Annotated in this window: 19 protein-coding genes and 2 pseudogenes; 12 read left to right on the top strand and 9 right to left on the bottom strand. The window is 71.0% G+C overall.

Annotated elements, in window-relative coordinates:
• Nucleotides 1-1,452, top strand: coding sequence for an MFS transporter (locus tag AB0O67_RS23600; RefSeq protein ID WP_365453240.1), 1,452 nt, complete (start codon nt 1-3; stop codon nt 1,450-1,452).
• A gap of 147 nt (nt 1,453-1,599) precedes the next feature.
• The gene (locus AB0O67_RS23595) at nt 1,600-1,803 is read left to right on the top strand and encodes a hypothetical protein (protein ID WP_365453237.1); all 204 of its coding nucleotides are present in this window, start codon (nt 1,600-1,602) and stop codon (nt 1,801-1,803) included.
• A gap of 10 nt (nt 1,804-1,813) precedes the next feature.
• On the opposite strand, the gene AB0O67_RS23590 is transcribed toward AB0O67_RS23595, so the two are convergent.
• Both AB0O67_RS23590 and AB0O67_RS23585 read right to left on the bottom strand, forming a co-directional pair.
• Nucleotides 1,814-2,401, bottom strand: a complete 588-nt coding sequence (locus tag AB0O67_RS23590; protein WP_365453234.1) for a TetR family transcriptional regulator — start codon at nt 2,399-2,401, stop codon at nt 1,814-1,816.
• Nucleotides 2,402-2,426: 25 nt separating this feature from the next.
• Nucleotides 2,427-3,431 carry an aldo/keto reductase gene (locus AB0O67_RS23585; protein WP_365453278.1) on the bottom strand — a complete coding sequence of 335 codons (1,005 nt, stop codon included), beginning with the start codon at nt 3,429-3,431 and terminating at the stop codon, nt 2,427-2,429.
• A gap of 119 nt (nt 3,432-3,550) precedes the next feature.
• On the opposite strand from AB0O67_RS23585, the pseudogene AB0O67_RS23580 reads away from it, so the two are divergent.
• Nucleotides 3,551-4,056: pseudogene (locus AB0O67_RS23580) on the top strand (hypothetical protein).
• A gap of 14 nt (nt 4,057-4,070) precedes the next feature.
• On the opposite strand, the pseudogene AB0O67_RS23575 reads toward AB0O67_RS23580, so the two are convergent.
• Nucleotides 4,071-4,427: pseudogene (locus AB0O67_RS23575) on the bottom strand (LysE family transporter); the annotation flags it as partial.
• Between the two features lie 129 nt (nt 4,428-4,556).
• Nucleotides 4,557-5,939 carry a glycine--tRNA ligase gene (locus tag AB0O67_RS23570; RefSeq protein WP_365453231.1) on the bottom strand — a complete coding sequence of 461 codons (1,383 nt, stop codon included), beginning with the start codon at nt 5,937-5,939 and terminating at the stop codon, nt 4,557-4,559.
• A gap of 161 nt (nt 5,940-6,100) precedes the next feature.
• Here AB0O67_RS23570 and AB0O67_RS23565 point away from each other — a divergent pair, with 161 nt between their 5' ends.
• From AB0O67_RS23565 to AB0O67_RS23550, 4 genes are read left to right on the top strand one after another with little or no spacing between them, the layout of a single operon-like run.
• Nucleotides 6,101-7,063 carry a zinc ABC transporter substrate-binding protein gene (locus tag AB0O67_RS23565; RefSeq protein WP_365453228.1) on the top strand — a complete coding sequence of 321 codons (963 nt, stop codon included), beginning with the start codon at nt 6,101-6,103 and terminating at the stop codon, nt 7,061-7,063.
• 16 nt (nt 7,064-7,079) lie between these two features.
• Entirely contained in the window at nt 7,080-7,850 is a 771-nt protein-coding gene (locus AB0O67_RS23560) for a metal ABC transporter ATP-binding protein (RefSeq protein ID WP_365453275.1), read from the top strand.
• Entirely contained in the window at nt 7,850-8,752 is a 903-nt protein-coding gene (locus AB0O67_RS23555) for a metal ABC transporter permease (protein WP_365453225.1), read from the top strand. The genes AB0O67_RS23560 and AB0O67_RS23555 overlap by 1 nt, the downstream gene beginning before the upstream one ends.
• A gap of 59 nt (nt 8,753-8,811) precedes the next feature.
• Nucleotides 8,812-9,240, top strand: a complete 429-nt coding sequence (locus tag AB0O67_RS23550) for a transcriptional repressor (RefSeq protein ID WP_365453222.1) — start codon at nt 8,812-8,814, stop codon at nt 9,238-9,240.
• 40 nt (nt 9,241-9,280) lie between these two features.
• Here AB0O67_RS23550 and AB0O67_RS23545 read toward each other — a convergent pair whose 3' ends face one another.
• The 5 genes from AB0O67_RS23545 to AB0O67_RS23525 form a co-directional block, all read right to left on the bottom strand.
• A complete protein-coding gene (locus AB0O67_RS23545) occupies nt 9,281-10,114 on the bottom strand; it encodes an isoprenyl transferase (RefSeq protein WP_365453219.1) in 834 nt (277 codons plus the stop codon).
• Between the two features lie 23 nt (nt 10,115-10,137).
• Complete coding sequence (gene recO / locus AB0O67_RS23540) at nt 10,138-10,884, bottom strand: DNA repair protein RecO (protein ID WP_365453216.1); 747 nt, start codon at nt 10,882-10,884, stop codon at nt 10,138-10,140.
• A gap of 34 nt (nt 10,885-10,918) precedes the next feature.
• Nucleotides 10,919-11,152, bottom strand: a complete 234-nt coding sequence (locus AB0O67_RS23535; RefSeq protein ID WP_365453213.1) for a hypothetical protein — start codon at nt 11,150-11,152, stop codon at nt 10,919-10,921.
• Nucleotides 11,153-11,288: 136 nt separating this feature from the next.
• Nucleotides 11,289-11,726 carry a VOC family protein gene (locus AB0O67_RS23530; protein ID WP_365453210.1) on the bottom strand — a complete coding sequence of 146 codons (438 nt, stop codon included), beginning with the start codon at nt 11,724-11,726 and terminating at the stop codon, nt 11,289-11,291.
• Nucleotides 11,727-11,832: 106 nt separating this feature from the next.
• Nucleotides 11,833-12,276 (bottom strand): protein phosphatase, encoded by a 444-nt coding sequence (locus tag AB0O67_RS23525; protein ID WP_365453207.1) that lies wholly within the window; start codon nt 12,274-12,276, stop codon nt 11,833-11,835.
• 78 nt (nt 12,277-12,354) lie between these two features.
• Here AB0O67_RS23525 and AB0O67_RS23520 point away from each other — a divergent pair, with 78 nt between their 5' ends.
• The 5 genes from AB0O67_RS23520 to AB0O67_RS23500 form a co-directional block, all read left to right on the top strand.
• Entirely contained in the window at nt 12,355-12,750 is a 396-nt protein-coding gene (locus AB0O67_RS23520; RefSeq protein ID WP_365453204.1) for a sigma-70 family RNA polymerase sigma factor, read from the top strand.
• Entirely contained in the window at nt 12,747-13,484 is a 738-nt protein-coding gene (locus AB0O67_RS23515) for a hypothetical protein (RefSeq protein WP_365453201.1), read from the top strand. The genes AB0O67_RS23520 and AB0O67_RS23515 overlap by 4 nt, the downstream gene beginning before the upstream one ends.
• A gap of 415 nt (nt 13,485-13,899) precedes the next feature.
• Nucleotides 13,900-15,531: an ABC transporter substrate-binding protein gene (locus AB0O67_RS23510; protein WP_365453198.1), complete on the top strand. Its 1,632-nt coding sequence runs from the start codon at nt 13,900-13,902 to the stop codon at nt 15,529-15,531.
• Nucleotides 15,532-15,534: 3 nt separating this feature from the next.
• Nucleotides 15,535-16,494: an ABC transporter permease gene (locus AB0O67_RS23505; protein ID WP_365453195.1), complete on the top strand. Its 960-nt coding sequence runs from the start codon at nt 15,535-15,537 to the stop codon at nt 16,492-16,494.
• Nucleotides 16,494-18,248, top strand: a 1,755-nt coding sequence (locus tag AB0O67_RS23500; RefSeq protein WP_365453192.1) for a dipeptide/oligopeptide/nickel ABC transporter permease/ATP-binding protein, incomplete at its 3' end; no start/stop codon positions are given. The genes AB0O67_RS23505 and AB0O67_RS23500, both read left to right, overlap by 1 nt.

Below are 18,248 nucleotides of genomic sequence, written 5' to 3'. Positions count from 1 at the left end.
ATGCCCGAGCTCAGCCCACGCCGACGTCTGCTGGTTCTCGCCATCTGCTGCATGAGCCTGCTGATCGTGAGCCTGGACAACACCGCCCTGAACGTGGCCCTGCCCTCGATGCAGGACGACCTGCACGCCGGGACGTCGGGGCTCCAGTGGACGATCGACGCCTACACCCTCGTCCTCGCTTCCCTGCTGATGCTCGCCGGCTCCACGGCCGACCGCATCGGCCGCAAGCGGGTCTTCATGGCGGGCCTGATCGTCTTCACCATCGGCTCGGCGCTCTGCTCGGTGGCACCCGACCTGGACACGCTGGTGATCTTCCGCATGGTGCAGGCGGTCGGCGGCTCGATGCTGAACCCCGTCGCCATGTCGATCATCACCAACACCTTCACCGACCCGCGCGAGCGCGCCCGTGCGATCGGCGTGTGGGGCGCGGTGGTCGGCATATCGATGGCCATGGGCCCGCTCGTCGGCGGCCTGCTGGTGGAGGCGGTGAGCTGGCGGGCGATCTTCTGGGTCAACCTGCCGGTGGGCGCCGCCGCCCTGCTGCTGACACTGCGGTACGTCCCCGAGTCCCGCGCCCCGAAGGCCCGGCGGCCCGATCCGGTGGGCCAGCTGCTGGTGATCGCGCTGTTCGGGGCGCTGACCTACGCGATCATCGAGGCGCCGAGCGCCGGGCTCGCGACGGTGCTGCCGTTCGCGGCGGTGGCGGTCGCCGCGCTGCTCGGGCTGCTCGCCTACGAACCACGGCGTGCCGAGCCGCTGATCGACCTGCGGTTCTTCCGCTCGGCGCCCTTCAGCGGGGCGACGGTGATAGCGGTCAGCGCGTTCGCGGCGTTGGGCGGCTTCCTGTTCCTGTCGACGCTGTACCTCCAGAACGTCCGAGGGCTGGACGCGCTGCACGCCGGGCTCTGGATGCTGCCGATGGCCGTGCCGACGTTTCTCTGCGCCCCGCTGGCCGGGCGGCTGGTGGGGAGCCGGGGGCCGCGGGTGCCGCTGCTGATCGCGGGGCTGGCGATGACGGCGAGCGCGGTGCTGTTCGCGGGGTTCGAGGGCGAGACGTCCGACGTCACGTTGTTCGTCGGGTACGTGCTGTTCGGGGTGGGCTTCGGCTTCGTGAACGCGCCGATCACGAACACGGCGGTGTCGGGGATGCCGCGGGCCCAGGCCGGCGTGGCCGCCGCCGTCGCCTCCACCAGCCGCCAGCTCGGTCAGACGCTGGGTGTCGCGGTGGTGGGTGCGGTGCTGGCGGCGGGGATCGGGGCGTCGTCGTACCGGGAGGCGTTCGTCACGGCCGCCCGGCCGGGGTGGTGGGTGCTCGTGCTGTGCGGTGCGGCCGTGCTGGTGGTCGGGGTGCTGACCAGCGGGCGGTGGGCCCGCGGGACGGCCGAGCGGACCGCCGAGCGGCTGGAGCCGGGTGAGGTGCGACAGGTGGTGGGGGTCGCGGAGCGGGCCTAGGGCCGGCCCCCCTCGCCGCACCGGAGGGCACAGCTTGGCCAACTCGGTGTGAAGAGATCCCCGTTGATGTCGATCCTGCTGCACACTCCTTGCTGCGCGAAGAGACAGCCGGACGAACAGGTCGCCGGACCGGACGCTGGAGGTGTCATGTCGCAGATCGACACGAGCAAGGTCAGCCGGTGGGATCAGCACGGACGTGAGCACGTGGTCCACGTCGAGCGCACCGGGGTGCAGCGCACGATCAGATGCGACACGTGCGGCTGGCGCCGGGGCGCGCAGTTCCTGCCCTGGCTGAAAGCACAGGAGCACCTCGCGGAGGCGCATCAGGCCACGGTGGACCCCGGGGCCTGACCCACCGGGGTCAGGCCCGCAGCCCCCGCACCACCAGCTCCACCACCGCCGCGAAGTCCGCCTCCACGCCCGGCCGCGCCCACTCGGGGGCGTGGCAGGGGTCGTGGAAACGCCCGGTGGCCTGGAAGACCGCGCTCGCGGTGACCTCCGGGTCGGCGGCGGTGAAGGCTCCCTCCGCCACCCCCGCCTCGACTATGCGGGCCAACTGGGCGGTGAGCTCCTCGATGTGCTCCCGGACCGCCTCGCCGCTCTCGCCGGTCAGCACCATGTACGTCGCGAACAGCTCCGGGTCGTCGCCCGCCTTGCGGCGCTTGGCGTCGAACAGCCCCCGCAGCCAGTCCCGCAACCGCCCCTCCGGGTCCCGGTCCTCGGCGACGATCCCGGCCAGCACCTCGGACGTACGGTCCAGCCACCGCTTGGTGACCGCCTCCCGCAGCGCCGCCTTGGTGCGGAAGTGCCGGTAGACGCTGCCGTGGCTGACGCCGAGCGCACGGGCCACGTCGACCACGGTGGCCTTGGCCGGACCGTGCCGGCGCAGCACCTCCTCGGTCGTCTCGAGGATGCGCTCGGCGGTCAGGGCTTCGCTGGTCGGGGGCATGAGGTGACCGTACCGTGAGCCCGGATCAGCGTTCGCTGTCGAGGTGCGCCATCTGCTGCGCGGAGTAGCGCTCCCCGGCGGCGGCGTCCGCCGGGACGGCCTCCTCGATCGCGCGCAGGTCGGCCTCGTCCAACCGCACGTCCAGCGCGCCCAGCGACTCGGCCAGCCGGTCCCGGCGGCGGGCGCCGACCAGCGGCACGATGTCCTCGCCACGCGAGAGCACCCAGGCGATGGCGATCTGCGCGACGCTGACGCCCTTCTGCTCGGCGATCTTGCGCAGCGCTTCCACCAGGTTCAGGTTGTGCTGGAGGTTCTCGCCCTGGAAGCGGGGCGACATGGCCCGGAAGTCGCCCGCCGCGAGCTGCCGGTCGGCGGTGAAGTGCCCGGAGATCAGCCCGCGGGAGAGCACGCCGTACGCGGTGACGGCGATGCCGAGCTCACGGGCGGTCGGCAGGATCTCGGCCTCGATGCCGCGGGAGATCAGCGAGTACTCGATCTGCAGGTCGGAGATCGGGGCGGTGGCGGCGGCCCGGCGGAGGGTGCCGGCGCCGACCTCGCTGAGGCCGATGTGCCGGACGTATCCCTTCTCGACCAGTTCGGCGATGGCGCCGACCGTCTCCTCGACGGGCACGCCCGGGTCGAGCCGGGAGAGCCGGTAGACGTCGATGTGGTCGACGCCGAGGCGCTGGAGGGAGTAGGCGGCGAAGTTCTTCACGGCGGCCGGGCGGGCGTCGTAGCCCATCCAGTCACCGGCCGGGCCGCGCAGGGCTCCGAACTTCACGCTGATCTGCGCCTGGTCCCGCCGGGCCGCGGGGGCGGCGCGCAGGGCCTCGCCGATCAGCATCTCGTTGTGACCCATGCCGTAGAAGTCGCCGGTGTCCAGCAGCGTGACGCCGGCTTCCAGGGCGGCGTGGATGGTCGCGATGGACTCGGCCCGGTCCGCGTCGCCGTAGAGCGCGGACATGCCCATGCAGCCGAGGCCGAGGGCGGAGACGCGGGGGCCGGTGGTTCCGAGAGTGCGGGTGTGCATCGTCATGGCTCCACCTTGACATGACAGCTGACAGATTTCAACATCTGTCAGCTGTCACCCCCGACCCCCACCGGGAGGCCTCGCATGTCCGCCGCGCCCTGCGCCTGCTGGCCGCCGCACTGGCGACCGCCTGTCTCATCCAGCTCCCGGTCGCGGCGCCCGCCGCCGCAGCCGACACCTGCGCCGTGAAGTCGAAGCCCGGCGGCAAGGTCCTCCAGGGTTACTGGGAGAACTGGGACGGCGCCGCCAACGGCGTCCACCCGCCCTTCGGCTGGACTCCGATCACCGACTCCCGGATCGGCGCGCACGGCTACAACGTGATCAACGCGGCCTTCCCGGTCATCCGCTCCGACGGCACCGCGCTGTGGGAGGACGGCATGGACACGGGCGTGAAGGTGGCTCGTGATCCAGGGGAACGACCATCCGGGTGCCCTACGACAAGCAGGTGCCCGGCCTGCCCGCACAGCCCGGCGCGGGCGGCGGCCACATGTCACCGGCCCTGGTCGCCCAGGCCTGGCGGCACTACGGCGGCGGTCTCAAGGGGTTGATGACCTGGTCGGTCAACTGGGACGGCTCGAAGAACTGGACCTTCGGCGACAACGTCAGGTCGCTGCAAGGACGTTGAGTCACCCCCAGCAGGACTAGCCCGAAGGCGGCGAACAGCACGAAGGTCACCAGCATGAACACGCCGCCCAGCGCCAGCATCCGGGCACCGCGTGCGGCTCGGCAGGGCTCACGAACTGAGGCAGGAACGCGAAAAAGAAGATCGTCACCTTCGGGTTGAGCAGGTTGATCAGCACGGCCCGGACGATCACCCGCCCCGGGGTGACCGACGCCGCGCCCTCCTGGCCGACGTCGATCGCGCCCTTCTCCCGCACCGTCGCCCAGGCCATGTGGAGGAGACAGGCGACGCCGGTGACGGTGGCCAGCACGTGCGGGACGGTTGCCGGGGGTGACGACGACAACGAGGGTGGTCAGCAGGAACGCGATGCTCATGGACCCACCCTGCCGACGCGGTGGCCCCCGTCACAGGACCACTCGGGCACCTGTACCGGGGACCAATGACGAACGCCGGACGGACCGAGCGAGTCGGTCCGTCCGGCGTCCCGGCGCGGTGCCTACGGGCTAGCTGCCGATCAGACGCGTGGCCAGGTAACCCTCGATCTGGTCGAGGGAGATCCGCTCCTGCTTCATGGTGTCGCGCTCGCGCACGGTCACCGCGTTGTCGTCCAGGGTGTCGAAGTCGACCGTCACGCAGTACGGCGTGCCGATCTCGTCCTGGCGGCGGTAGCGGCGGCCGATGGCGCCGGCGTCGTCGAACTCGATGTTCCAGTTCTGGCGCAGCGCCTGGGCGAGGCCCTTGGCCTTCGGCGACAGCTCGGGGTTGCGCGACAGCGGGAGCACGGCCACCTTCACCGGGGCGAGGCGGTGGTCGAGGCGCAGCACGGTGCGCTTCTCCATCTTGCCCTTGGCGTTGGGCGCCTCGTCCTCGACGTAGGCGTCGAGCAGGAAGGCGAGCATCGCCCGGCCGACACCGGCCGCGGGTTCGATGACGTACGGCGTCCAGCGCTCCTGGGCCTCCTGGTCGTAGTAGGAGAGGTCCTGGCCGGAGGCCTTGGAGTGGGCGCCGAGGTCGTAGTCGGTGCGGTTGGCGACACCCTCCAGCTCGCCCCACTCGCTGCCGCCGAACTGGAAGCGGTACTCGATGTCAGCGGTGCGCTTGGAGTAGTGGGAGAGCTTCTCCTTGGGGTGCTCGTACCACCGCATGTTCTCCTCGCGCAGGCCCAGGCCGGTGTACCAGTTCCAGCGCTGCTCCATCCAGTACTCCTGCCACGTCTCGTCCTCGCCCGGCTTGACGAAGAACTCCATCTCCATCTGCTCGAACTCGCGGGTGCGGAAGATGAAGTTGCCGGGCGTGATCTCGTTGCGGAAGGACTTGCCCATCTGCGCGATGCCGAACGGCGGCTTGCGGCGCGAGGTGGTCTGCACCTGGGCGAAGTTGGTGAAGATGCCCTGCGCGGTCTCGGGGCGCAGGTAGGCGACGGAGCCGCTGTCCTGGGTCGGGCCGAGGTGCGTCGACAGCAGGCCCGAGAACTGCTTGGGCTCGGTGAACTGGCCCTTGGTGCCGCAGTTCGGGCAGTTGATGTCGGCGAGGCCGTTCTCGGGTACGCGGCCCTTCTTCTCCTCGTACGCCTCCTCCAGGTGGTCCGCGCGGAACCGCTTGTGGCAGGAGGTGCACTCGGTGAGCGGGTCGGTGAAGGTGGCGACATGGCCGGAGGCGACCCAGACCTCGGGGGCCAGGATGACGGACGAGTCGATACCCACGACGTCCTCGCGCGACGTCACCATGTAGCGCCACCACTGACGCTTGAGGTTCTCCTTGAGCTCGACACCCAGCGGTCCGTAGTCCCAGGCGGCCTTCTGGCCGCCGTAGATCTCACTGCAGGGGAAAACGAAGCCACGGCGCTTGCTCAGGCTGACGATGGTGTCGATCTTGTCGGCGGCCACGGTGCTCTCTTCATTACGACGACGGGCGACGAAGCGAGATGCTTCCAGCGAATGATTCAGGTTACCGGCGCGCACTCCCCCTGAACCAAATCGGGGCTCCCCCCGAAACCGAATCCGCAGCTTGTTGACAACGGTTTCCAGTTTTGTTGAAAATGACTCTCATGAACATACGACGACGCCTGATACCCACGGCAGCGCTGGCCGCCCTCAGCCTCACAGCCGTCTCCGCCTGCTCCGGCGACGACACGGCCGCCGGCAGCACGGACGAGTTCGACGTCGTCGCCTCGTTCTACCCGATGCAGTTCCTCGCCGAGCAGATCGGCGGCGAACATGTGAACGTCACCACCCTGACCGAGCCGGGTCAGGAGCCGCACGACCTGGAGATCAGCGCCAAGCAGACCGCGCAGCTCCAGGAGGCGGACGCCGTCCTCTACCTCAAGAACCTCCAGCCCTCCGTCGACGAGGCCGTCGGCCAGGCCGACGTGCAGCCGAAGATCGACGCCGCCTCCCTCACCACGCTGGAGGACCACGGCGACGTCGAGCACGACCACGCGGGCGACGACGGACACGAGGGCGAGGAGCACGCCGAGGAGGGTGAGCACCCCCTCGACCCGCACGTCTGGCTCGACCCGGTGAAGTACGCCGAGATCGCCAAGGGCGTCGGCGCCGCCTTCGAGAAGGCCGACCCGGACCACGCGGCCGACTACAAGGCCGGCACGGAGGCGCTGGTCGGCAAGCTGAACGGCCTCGACAGCAAGTTCACGGAAGGCCTGAAGGACACCAGGAGCAAGGTCTTCTTCACCAACCACGCCGCCTTCGGCTACCTCGCCGAGCGCTACGGCCTGACCCAGGAGGCGATCTCCGGCATCAGCCCGGAGTCCGAGCCGAGCCCGGCCCGGATCAAGGAACTCCAGTCGGAGGCCAAGGCCGACGGCGTGACCACCGTGTTCTACGAGACACTGGTGAGCGACCGGACCGCCAGGACCCTCGGCAAGGACGCCGGCCTGAGGACGGACGTGCTCGACCCCCTCGAGGGCATCACCGACAAGTCCAAGGGCGACGACTACTTCCAGGTCATGGAGTCCAACCTCGCCGCGCTGAAGACCGCCCTCGGCGCCAAGTGACCGTTACGGAGGCCGCATTGTGAGCGAGTCCGTCATATCCATGCGCGGCGTCCGCGCCGAACTGGGCTCGCGGCCCGTGCTGCGCGGCATCGACCTGACCGTCGGCCGCGGTGAGGTCGTCGCGCTGCTGGGCGCGAACGGCTCGGGCAAGTCGACCGCGGTGCGCAGCGTCATCGGGCAGGTGCCCGTCGGCGCCGGCACGATCGAGCTGTTCGGGACGCCGCGGCACCGCTTCCGCGACTGGGCCCGGGTGGGGTACGTGCCACAGCGCACCACGGCCGCGGGCGGTGTGCCCGCCACGGTGACGGAGGTCGTCTCCTCCGGCCGGCTGTCCAGGGCCCGCTTCGGCCTGCTGCGCAGGGCGGACCACGAGGCCGTGCGCCGGGCCCTGGAGCTGGTCGGCATGGCCGACCGGGCCAAGGACTCCGTGGGCGCCCTCTCCGGGGGCCAGCATCAGCGCGTGCTGATCGCCCGCGCCCTCGCCTCCGAACCCGAGCTGCTGATCATGGACGAGCCGATGGCGGGCGTCGACCTGGCCAGCCAGGAGGTGCTCGCGCGGACCCTGCGGGAGCAGGTCGCCGCCGGCGCGACGGTCCTGCTCGTCCTGCACGAGCTGGGCCCGCTGGAGCCGCTGATCGACCGTGCGGTCGTCCTGCGCGACGGCTGTGTGACCCACGACGGCCCGCCCCCGAAGGCCGTCGGCCAGCACGCGCTGCCCGGCCACGACCACGTCCACCCGCACGCGGCGCACGACGCCGGACCGATCCGCACAGGACTGCTGAGCTGATGGATTTCCTCGACTACGCCTTCATGCAGCGGGCCCTGCTCGCCGCGGTCCTGGTCGGCGTCACGGCCCCCGCGATCGGCATCTACCTCGTGCAGCGCCGCCAGGCCCTGATGGGCGACGGCATCGGCCATGTCGCCATGACCGGCGTCGGCCTGGGCTTCCTGCTCTCCTGGTCGCCCGTGTGGATGGCCACGCTGGTCTCCGTGCTCGGCGCGGTGCTCATGGAGCTGATCCGCTGGTACGGCCGCACCCGCGGCGACATCGCCCTCGCCATGCTCTTCTACGGCGGTATGGCCGGCGGCGTGATGTTCATCAACCTCGCGCCGAGCGGCTCCAACGCGAACCTCACCTCCTACCTCTTCGGGTCGCTGTCGACGGTCAGCGAGTCGGACGTCACCGCGATCTGTCTCCTCGCGGCCTTCGTCGTCCTGGTCACGATCGGGCTGCGCAGGCAGCTCTTCGCGGTCAGCCAGGACGAGGAGTTCGCGCGGGTGACGGGGCTGCCGGTGCGGGCCCTGAACCTGCTGACGGCGATCACCGCGGCGGTGACGGTCACCGTGGCGATGCGGGTGGTCGGCCTGCTGCTGGTGTCGGCGCTGATGGTGGTCCCGGTGGCCGCCGCCCAGCAGCTCACCCGCAGTTTCGCGGCGACCTTCGCGATCGCGGTCGCCCTGGGTGTGACCGTCACTCTCGGGGGCACGGTCACCTCGTACTACCAGGACGTTCCGCCCGGTGCGACCATCGTGCTGCTGACGATCGGCGCGTTCGTCGTGCTGACCGTGCTGGCGGCTCCGCTGGCCCGGCGGCGCGCGCGGGCACTGACCGCGGCGCAGCCGGCCGGGGATCCGGCGGAGTGTGCGATTCCGGCCACCCGTGGGTCCGGGGACGAGGTCGGCGTCTGACCGCGCGGGGTCCGGGCTGGCACAATGGCCCGGCAGACGCAGAGGCAAGGAGGCAACCGGTGACCACCGCTGGACCGCCCGTGAAGGGCCGCGCCACCCGGCAGCGCGCCGCTGTGGCGGCTGCCCTGGAAGAGGTCGAGGAGTTCCGCAGCGCTCAGGAGCTTCACGACATGCTCAAGCACAAGGGCGACTCCGTCGGGCTCACCACGGTCTACCGCACCCTGCAGTCCCTCGCCGACGCCGGCGAGGTCGACGTCCTGCGCACCTCCGACGGCGAGTCCGTCTACCGCCGTTGCTCCAGCGACGAACACCACCACCACCTCGTCTGCCGCGGCTGCGGAAAGGCCGTCGAGGTCGAGGGCCCCGCGGTGGAGACCTGGGCGGAGGCCATCGCCGCAGAGCACGGCTTCGTCAACGTGGCCCACACGGTGGAGATCTTCGGCACCTGCGCGGACTGCGCGACCTGCGCGACGGCCGGGCGGAACTGAGACCGGGGCGCTCGGCGCCCCGGCCCCGTCCACAGTCGCCCTACGGCTGGTTGCCCTCCATCGCCAGCAGCTCCTCGTTCGGGATCGCGCCGCCGAAGCGGCGGTCCCGGGACGCGAACTCCACGCAGGCCCGCCACAGGTCGCGGCGGTCGAAGTCCGGCCACAGGACGTCCTGGAAGACCATCTCCGCGTAGGCGCTCTGCCAGAGCAGGTAGTTGGAGGTGCGCTGCTCGCCGCTGGGGCGCAGGAACAGATCGACGTCGGGCATGTCCGGGTAGTAGAGGTACTTCGCGAAGGTCTTCTCATTGACCTTGGACGGGTCCAGGCGCCCGGCCTTCACGTCCTCCGCGATCGCCTGTGCCGCGTCGGCGATCTCGGCCCGGCCGCCGTAGTTCATGCAGAAGTACAGCGTCAGGCGGTCGTTGTCCTTCGTCTGCTCCTGGGCGATCTGGAGCTCCTTGGCGACCGACTTCCACAGCTTGGGCATCCGCCCCACCCAGCGCACCCGGACGCCGAGCCCGTCGAGCTGGTCGCGGGTCTTGCGGATGAAGTCGCGGTTGAAGTTCATCAGGAAGCGCACCTCGTCCGGCGAGCGCTTCCAGTTCTCGGTGGAGAAGGCGTACAGCGAGATCGCGCCGACGCCCATCTCGATCCCGCCCTGGAGCACGTCCAGCACCCGCTCGGCGCCGACCTTGTGCCCCTCGGTGCGGGGCAGCCCGCGCTCCTTGGCCCAGCGGCCGTTGCCGTCCATGACGATCGCCACGTGGCGGGGGATCAGTTCGCCGGGCAGCCTCGGCGCGCGGGCACCGGACGGATGCGGCTCGGGCGTCAGGTACTCGCGCCGCTGGCGCCCCAGGAACCCGCGTACGGCCATGTGCTTCTCGTCTCCCTCAGCTCTTACTTTTCCACGTACCGAAGGGAGCGCAGCCCGCGCTCCAGATGCCAGTGCAGATACGCGGACACCAGCCCGCTGCCCTCCCGCACATGCCGCGGCTCGCACGCGTCCGCGGTCTCCCAGTCTCCCGTAAGCAGTGCGCCGAGGAGTTCCAGGGTCTGCGGTGAGGGTACGACGCTCCCGGCGACCCGGCAGTCGGCGCAGACCGAGCCGCCGGACGCCACCGAGAAGAACCGGTTGGGTCCGGGCATTCCGCACCTGGCGCAGTCGCCGAAGCTGGGGGCGTAGCCGTTGACGGCGAGGGAGCGGAGCAGGAAGGCGTCCAGGACGAGGTGCGGGGCGTGCTCGCCGCGGGCGAGGGTGCGCAGGGCGCCGACCAGCAGCAGGTACTGCTGCACGGCCGGCTCGCCCTCGTGGTCCGTGAACCGCTCCGCCGTCTCCAGCATCGCCGTGCCGGCGGTGTACCGCGCGTAGTCGGTCACGATGCCGCCGCCGTACGGAGCGATGGTCTCGCTCTGCGTGCACAGCGGCAGCCCGCGCCCGATCAGCTCGCTGCCCCGCGCGAAGAACTGCACGTCGACGTGTGAGAAGGGCTCCAGCCGGGCCCCGAACTTCGACTTCGTCCGCCGCACGCCCCGCGCCACGGCCCGCACCCGCCCGTGCCCCCGCGTGAGCAACGTGATGATCCGGTCGGCCTCACCCAGCTTCTGGGTGCGCAGCACGATGCCGTCGTCGCGGAACAGGCTCATGCCGACATTGTCTCCTAGGCCGGCGGGGCCTCCTTCAAGGGACCTCGCCCCGGCTGCGGGCGTTCGCGTAGGCCGTCGCCGCGCTGAGCCGCTCCGCCGCGGTCGCGGTGCGCAGGGCGTCCGGATCGCAGTCCCACTCCTTCCCGCCGCCCACGGCTCTCAGCTGCACGTACGGCCCCTCGTGCCCCATGACGATCCCCACCTTCCCGCTGCGGGTGTCCACGACGTACGAGCCGATCGGCGGCTGCGGCGGCTTCTTCGACTTCATCGGCTTCCGGCCTTTTCCAGTGCGGTGTGCAATTGCATCACCGTGTGGTTCCCCGACCCCTTCGGGTTTCACTCTTTGCGACCCCCCGGCCACGCACTGCCTCTACACTCGGCGGAATCCCGGTACTGCGCCCAGGTCACCGCCGGTCCAGGGGTTCCGGGGCCTCCTGGATCGCCCAGCCGTTGCCGTCGGGGTCCTGGAAGAAGAGGAAGGCGTTCCACTTCTCCTCGCCCCGGCCGGGCGCCCAGCCGGAGTCGGTCACGTGCAGGACCGGGGTCACCTCGACCCCGCGTCCGGCGAGCTCGGCCCGGGCCTCCTCGATATCGGTGACACACAGCTGGAGGCCCTGCATGGCGCCGGGAGCCATCCGGGGCTGCCCCGGCGAGTCCGGCATGCCGGACTCCAGCACGATGGAGCAGCGGGAGCCGGGCGGGGTGAGCTGGAGGAAGCGGCCGACGCTCTCGAAGGACGACGCGTCGATGTCGGCGTGGAATCCGCACCGGTCCTGGTAGAAGGCCTTGGCCCGGTCCAGGTCGGTGACCGGCACGACGATCACCTCAAGGGTCCATTCCATGCGCGCACCTCCTCGCCCATGGTCACCCCGCACCCCCCGCCACGCCCGCCGACGGCCTCGGTGCGCTCGCCGCGCGCCGTGTCGCCCTTGATGGGGCGCCGGGACCTCACGGCGCGCCGAACCCGCGCACGTACCGCCGCTGCCAGGGCGTCTCCACCGCCCGCCGGTCGTAACGCGCCCGGACGTACGCGACGGCCCGCTCCGGCGGTACGCCGTCCAGGACCGCCAGGCAGGCCAGCGCCGTCCCCGTCCGCCCGCGCCCGCCGCCGCACGCGATCTCTACGCGCTCGTCGGCGGCCCGCTGCCAGGCCCCCGTCAGGGCCGCCCGGGCGTCGGCCCGGTCCGCGGGGAGACGGAAGTCGGGCCAGTGGATCCAGCGGGACTCCCAGGAGAAGACCTGCGGCGGCCTGCCGAGGAGATAGAGGCCGTACGAGGGCCCGGGCGCCGACGGGTCGAGGGGGCGCCGCAGCCCCCGGCCACGGACCAGGCGGCCCGAGGGCAGCCGGAGCACGCCAGACATCCGCTCGTCCCACCGGCCCGCCGTCGTCATGGAGTCATTCGAACGTCTTCGCCCCGTCCGGGCAACCGATTCCGCACAAGTGGTGGTCTGGAGGGCGAGGGGTGCTCGATGCAGGCCGAACAAGAGGCCCAGTTCCAGGAATTCGTCATGCTCGTCAGCTGCAACAGCGACCGGTTCCGCAAGCGGCGGGTGGCCGAGGCGCTGACCGCGTCGCCGCCCGAGCGCGCGGGATGTGACGACGCCGTGCGGCGGGCGGACGAGCGCAGCGCGCTGCTGGGCGCGCTCGGCGGGCTGCCGCCGAGGCAGCGGGCGGTGGTGGTGATGCGGTACTGGGAGGACCTGTCGGAGGCGGAGGTCGCCGAGGTGCTCGGCTGTTCCCCCGGCACGGTCAAGAGCCAGGCGGCCAAGGGTCTGGAGAAGTTGCGCAGGTATCCGGGGCTCACGCGGGCGATGGACGGGTCCCTCCGCAGCCGCACGCCGAGTGGGCAGGGAGGCACCAGGTGAGCCACGACGACAAGACCGAGCAGGAGTTCGACGGGCGGTACGGGCAGGGCGGACACCGCCGCGCCGAGTCCGTCCGTCACGGCCCCGCCGTCACCGGCGCCCACGCCCTCCGCGACGCCGTCCGGCCTTCGGGGCCGGCCACGGAGGGTCAGTTGCTGGACGGCGTCGACAAGGCCACGGCAGCCGCGGGGCTGAAGGACTGTCTGGAGTACCACACGGGCGGCGCGGGGGGTGGATACCTCGGCGAGCCCGCCGACTACCGGATCCTGCTCGCCATGCGCAGCACCGGCGACAGCAACGCCCCCGGCGACGGCCACTTCGTGGTCGCGATCCGTGAGAAGGGCCCGCGAACCCGGCTGATCTGCAACATCAAGGACGGCGCGGTCTCCGGGGTGAACGTCGGCAGCGGCGATCAGGCCATCCCGGACGCCCCGGTCGTGATGCCCGACATCAACGCGCACAAGCTCCGCATGCAGTCGATCATCGACCGGGGCGACTGGCGGCTGCCGTTCCGCTGGGCGAGCGTCGGCACGGTCGAGCCGTCCGTGCGCCGGGTGACCGTCTCCTACGGGGACGAGACCCGCGAGGCGGTCCTGGACGGCGGCTGGTACGTCGCCGCCGGTGAGCTGAACCAGCAGGTCACGAGGTCTCCGCACGTCAAGGAGTACGACGCGGGCGGCCGGCTGGTCTACGACTCCGACCAGGACACGTACTACACGCAGACGCTGCCGTAACGGCGCCCGCGGGCCCGTCGGGCCTCTCCGCCACGGAAGTGAACTGGGCTCACCCGCTGCGCGCCCTCCACGTCAGGGGCGCGCGGCGCGGTGATGATGGCGCGATGACGGTGAACGGCGAGCGCGGGGGACGGTCCGTCCGGGCGGTCACGGGCGCCGGGTGGCTCCGTCGCGGCGTGCGCCGCGCCGCGTCAACTCCCCTGATTTCGCACAGTCATTGGTGCGACCTGTGGCTGATACGCCATTCGTGTGCTGTCTCTTGACCACCCCCACGGCCACTCCTATCGTCGCGCACACCGCATGACGTAGGACGTCGTATCTCCCCATCATCCGACTCGTCATCCGAACGCGTCGCCGGCCGTCGGAGTGACGCGGACTCATCCGACCGCCTCCCCCCACACTCCTCGGAGGACCCGTGCGCGACGTGACCCACGACGTGCCGGCGCCGCACCGCCGGTCGTTCCTGAAGCACTCCGGCGCCCTCGGCGCGGCCTGCGCCGTCCAGGCGTCGCTGGCGGCCTGTTCGGCGGGCCCCGAGTCCACGAACGACACCGGTGACGGGGGCGAGGGACCGAACCGGACACTGACGGCGGTCATCGGCTACGGGAACGACGGGACCTGGGACCCGACGCAGACGGCGTCGGCGTTCTGCATGGCCGCCAACAACCACATCTACGAGGGGCTGCTCGACACCGACCCGATCTCCCGGGAGCCGTACCCGGCGCTGGCGACCCGGGTGCCCGCGGACCTCGGCGCCACCTCCTGGAAGTTCACCCTGCGCCCGGGCGCCACGTTCCACGACGGCAGGCCGGTCGCCGCCGACGACGTGGTCTTCGTCTTCGACCGGATCCTCGACCCGGACACCCAGACCCTGGCCAAGGGCTTCTTCGAGCCCTGGCTGAAGGACGTACGGAAGATCGACGAGCGGAACGTCGAACTGGTACTGAAGTTCCCCTTCCCGGAAGGGGCCTCCCGGCTCACCCTGGCGAAGATCATGCCGAAGCACGTCTTCTCGCGGCCGGGCGCCTGGAACGACGCGATCGCGGGGCTGGCCGTGGGGTCGGGGCCCTACCGGCAGACCGCGCACCACCCGAAGTCCAACACCACCTTCGAGGCGTACGCCGGCTACAACGGGCCGCGTCGGCCGGCCTTCAAGAAGATGAACTGGCTGACCATCGTCGACGCCGCGCCCCGCGTCGCCAAGATCTCCGGCGGCAGCGCGGGCGCGCAGATCGCGGACAACATCCCGTACGCCAACATCGGCGTGCTGGAGAGCGGCGGCATGACGGTGGCCGGCGGGTTCGGGATGAACAACCTGTTCCTGATGTTCAACACCGCGCGCAAGCCGTTCGACGACGTACGGGTCCGGCAGGCGCTGCACTACGCCATCGACACCGAGCAGATGGTCGAGGTCGCGCTCAAGGGGCACGGCAAGCCGTCGTCGTCGTTCCTCAACGAGGCCAATCCCGCGTACCGGCGGGCCAAGACCGTCTACGACCACGACCCCGACAAGGCGCGGGCGCTGCTGAAGGCGGCCGGGGTCAGCGGGCTGCGGATCGAGATCCTCGCGGTGAACGTCAGCTGGATCGTCGACTGCCTGCCGACGATCAAGTCGTCCTGGGACGCGATCGGGGTGCGCACGACGCTGTCGCCGCAGGAGACCACGGCCGTCTTCACCAAGATGGACCAGAAGCGGGACTACCAGGTGGTGGCCGCCGCCTCGAACCCCAACCAGTTCGGACTCGACGCCGACCTGATCATGCGTTACAACTACGGGCCCGAGAACCTCTGGATGCGGTACGCCCGCTGGACCGGCGACCCGGTCGCCCGGCAGCTCTTCAAGGACATGGACCGGGCCACCAGGGAGCCGGACGCGGCCCGCAAGAAGGCGATGATCCAGGACTACGTCGACGTCGTCGCCCAGCAGGCGGTGCTCTACCCGGTCGTCCACAACGAGCTGATGACCGCCTGGGACCCGAGCGACCTCGCCGGCATAAGGGCCCAGCCGTACCCCGGGATCAACGTCCTCCAGGCCAGGTGGGCCTAGCCGGTGGCCGCCGTCGTCAGGATCCTGGCCCGCCGTGTCCTGCTGCTCGTGCCGCTGATGCTCGGCATCGTGCTGTTCGTGTTCCTGGTGATGCGGTTCTCGGACGTCGACCCGGCGTCCGCGTTCTTCCAGGGCGCGAACCCCACGGCCCAGCAGCTGCACGACTTCCGTGAGGAGCACGGCCTGCTCGACCCGCTGCCGGTGCGCTACGTCGCCTTCCTCGGCGACCTGCTCCACGGCGACCTGGGCACCAGCGCGCTCACCCGGGGCGACGTCGTCGACCAGGTGATGACCGCGCTGCCGCTCACCATGCAGCTCACCTTCCTGGGCCTCGGCATCGCGGTGGTGCTGTCGCTGGTCGGCGGGGTGATCGCCGCCATCCACCGGGACCGGCTGCCGGACCAGATCATCCGGGTGGTGTCCCTGACCGGCGTCGCCGCGCCCGGCTTCTGGCTGGCGCTGCTGATGATCCAGTACCTGGCGGTCGACCTGGGCTGGTTCCCGACCGGCGGCTACATCAACCCGCGGGACTCCGTCACCGGCTGGCTGAAGACCATGACGCTGCCCGCCCTCGCCCTGTCCCTGCCGGTCGCCGCGCAACTGACCCGGATCGTGCGGACCGCCGTCGTCGAGGAGCTGGACAAGGACTACGTCCGCACGGCGATCGGCAGCGGGCTGCCACCGCGGGTGGTGGTCGGCCGGAACGTGCTGCGCAACGCCCTCATCAACCCGCTGACCGTGCTCGGGCTGCGCGTCGGCTATCTGCTCGGCGGCGCGGTCGTCATCGAGACGATCTTCTCGCTGCCCGGCATGGGCAAGCTGATGATCGACGCCGTGAAGAACGGCGACCCGGCCGTCGTCCAGGGCGTCGTCCTGACCACGGCGATCGGCTTCGTGGTCGTCAACCTCGTCATCGACATCCTCTACCTGCTGGTCAACCCGCGACTGAGGGATGCCGCCTGATGTTCTCGCGCAAGAGCCTCACCGAGGCGCTCTCCCGCCCCGGCGTCCGGCTGCGCGGCTGGCGCCGGCTGCCACTGCTGTCGAAGATCGCCGTCTGCTTCCTGGCGCTGGTCGTGCTGGTGGCGGTGTTCGCGCCGCTGGCCGCGCCCTACGACCCGCTGGAACAGCTGCCGCCCGTCGACGGCACCGGGCATCCCTCCGCCGGGCACTGGATGGGCCAGGACAGCCTCGGCCGGGACATCCTCAGCCGGCTCATCCACGGCGCCCGCTGGTCCCTCGCCATCGGGCTCGGCGCCACCACGCTCGCGCTGCTGGTGGGCTCGCTGATCGGGGCGGTCGCCGCGACCTCCCGCAAAGCGGTGGACGAGACGATGATGCGCTGCCTGGACGTGGTGATGGCGTTCCCGGGGATCGCGCTGGCCGCCGTCCTGGTCGCCGTGTTCGGCGGCGGGATCGTGGTGCTGATCTGCGCGATCGCGTTCCTGTTCACGCCGCCGGTGGCCCGTGTCGTACGGGCGAACATCCTCGACCAGTACGGCGAGGACTATGTGACGGCCGAACGGGTCATCGGCGCCCGCACCCCGCACATCGTCGTCAGGCACGTGGCCGTCAACTGCGCCGCGCCGGTCCTGGTGTTCTGCACGGTGCAGGTCGCCGAGGCCGTCGTCTTCGAGGCGTCGCTGTCCTTCATCGGCGCCGGCGTACGGCCGCCGGACCCCTCGTGGGGCAGCGTCATCGCGGACGGCAAGAACATGGTGCTGACCGGCGGCTGGTGGGCGACCGTGTTCCCCGGGCTGCTGATGCTGGTGACCGTGCTGTCGCTGAACATCCTGTCCGAGGGCGTGTCGGACGCGTGGGCGGCCCCGGCCCCGCGCGAGGTCGAGACCCCCCAGGACCACCTGGAGGCCCCCGAGCCCGGCAGCGGCAAGGTCACCCCGCTCCCCGGCCTCGCCGAAGCCGCCCTGCGGCTCCGCTCCCGCGCCCGCTCGCTGCCCGGCGGTGGACCGGTGCTCGCCGTCGAGAACCTGGCCATCGGCTTCCCCGGCCGGCACCACGGCGTGGACATCGTCGACGGCATCAGCTTCGAGGTGCGCGCCGGAGAAGTGCTCGGCCTGGTCGGCGAGTCGGGCTGCGGCAAGTCACTGACCGCGCTGACCGTCATGGGCCTGCAGCCCAAGGGCGCCCGGGTGCGCGGCGAGGTCCGCTTCAACCAGCGGCCCCTGCTCACCGAGCCGATGCGGGTCCGCCGCAAGCTGCTCGGCCACGAGATGGCGATGATCTACCAGGACGCGCTGTCCTCGCTGAACCCGGCGATGACCATCCGCGCCCAGCTGAAGCAGGTCGTACGGCGCGGGGGCCGGCGCAGCCCCGCCGAACTGCTCACCCTGGTCGGCCTCGACCCCGACCGCACCCTGCGCAGCTATCCGCACGAGCTCTCCGGCGGCCAACGCCAGCGCGTCCTGATCGCCATGGCCCTGTCCCGCGACCCGAAGCTGATCGTCGCCGACGAGCCGACGACGGCGCTCGACGTGACCGTGCAGGCGCAGATCATGGAGCTGCTGCTCGGGCTGCGCGAGGAGCTGGGCTTCGCGCTGGTCCTGGTCTCGCACGATCTGGCGCTGGTCGCGGCCGTCACCGACCGGGTGGTGGTGATGTACGGCGGGCAGATCGTGGAGACCGGCGTGACCGCCGACCTGGTCGAGGCGCCGGCCCACCACTACACGCGCGGGCTGCTCGGCAGCGTGCTGTCGCTG

Source organism: Streptomyces sp. NPDC086077 (assembly GCF_040686175.1).
Lineage (GTDB): Bacteria > Actinomycetota > Actinomycetes > Streptomycetales > Streptomycetaceae > Streptomyces.
This window is presented reverse-complemented; position numbering and strand designations above follow the sequence as displayed.

Bases quoted from the DNA above. Each gene is read 5' to 3' on its own strand.
- AB0O67_RS23520 (WP_365453204.1), top strand. From the start codon at position 12,355: ATGCAGGCCGAACAAGAGGCCCAGTTCCAGGAATTCGTCATGCTCGTC.
- recO (WP_365453216.1), bottom strand. From the start codon at position 10,884: ATGAGCCTGTTCCGCGACGACGGCATCGTGCTGCGCACCCAGAAGCTG.
- AB0O67_RS23535 (WP_365453213.1), bottom strand. From the start codon at position 11,152: ATGAAGTCGAAGAAGCCGCCGCAGCCGCCGATCGGCTCGTACGTCGTG.
- AB0O67_RS23525 (WP_365453207.1), bottom strand. From the start codon at position 12,276: ATGACGACGGCGGGCCGGTGGGACGAGCGGATGTCTGGCGTGCTCCGG.
- AB0O67_RS23585 (WP_365453278.1), bottom strand. From the start codon at position 3,431: ATGCACACCCGCACTCTCGGAACCACCGGCCCCCGCGTCTCCGCCCTC.
- AB0O67_RS23545 (WP_365453219.1), bottom strand. From the start codon at position 10,114: ATGGCCGTACGCGGGTTCCTGGGGCGCCAGCGGCGCGAGTACCTGACG.
- AB0O67_RS23600 (WP_365453240.1), top strand. From the start codon at position 1: ATGCCCGAGCTCAGCCCACGCCGACGTCTGCTGGTTCTCGCCATCTGC.
- AB0O67_RS23595 (WP_365453237.1), top strand. From the start codon at position 1,600: ATGTCGCAGATCGACACGAGCAAGGTCAGCCGGTGGGATCAGCACGGA.
- AB0O67_RS23565 (WP_365453228.1), top strand. From the start codon at position 6,101: ATGAACATACGACGACGCCTGATACCCACGGCAGCGCTGGCCGCCCTC.
- AB0O67_RS23555 (WP_365453225.1), top strand. From the start codon at position 7,850: ATGGATTTCCTCGACTACGCCTTCATGCAGCGGGCCCTGCTCGCCGCG.
- AB0O67_RS23590 (WP_365453234.1), bottom strand. From the start codon at position 2,401: ATGCCCCCGACCAGCGAAGCCCTGACCGCCGAGCGCATCCTCGAGACG.
- AB0O67_RS23530 (WP_365453210.1), bottom strand. From the start codon at position 11,726: ATGGAATGGACCCTTGAGGTGATCGTCGTGCCGGTCACCGACCTGGAC.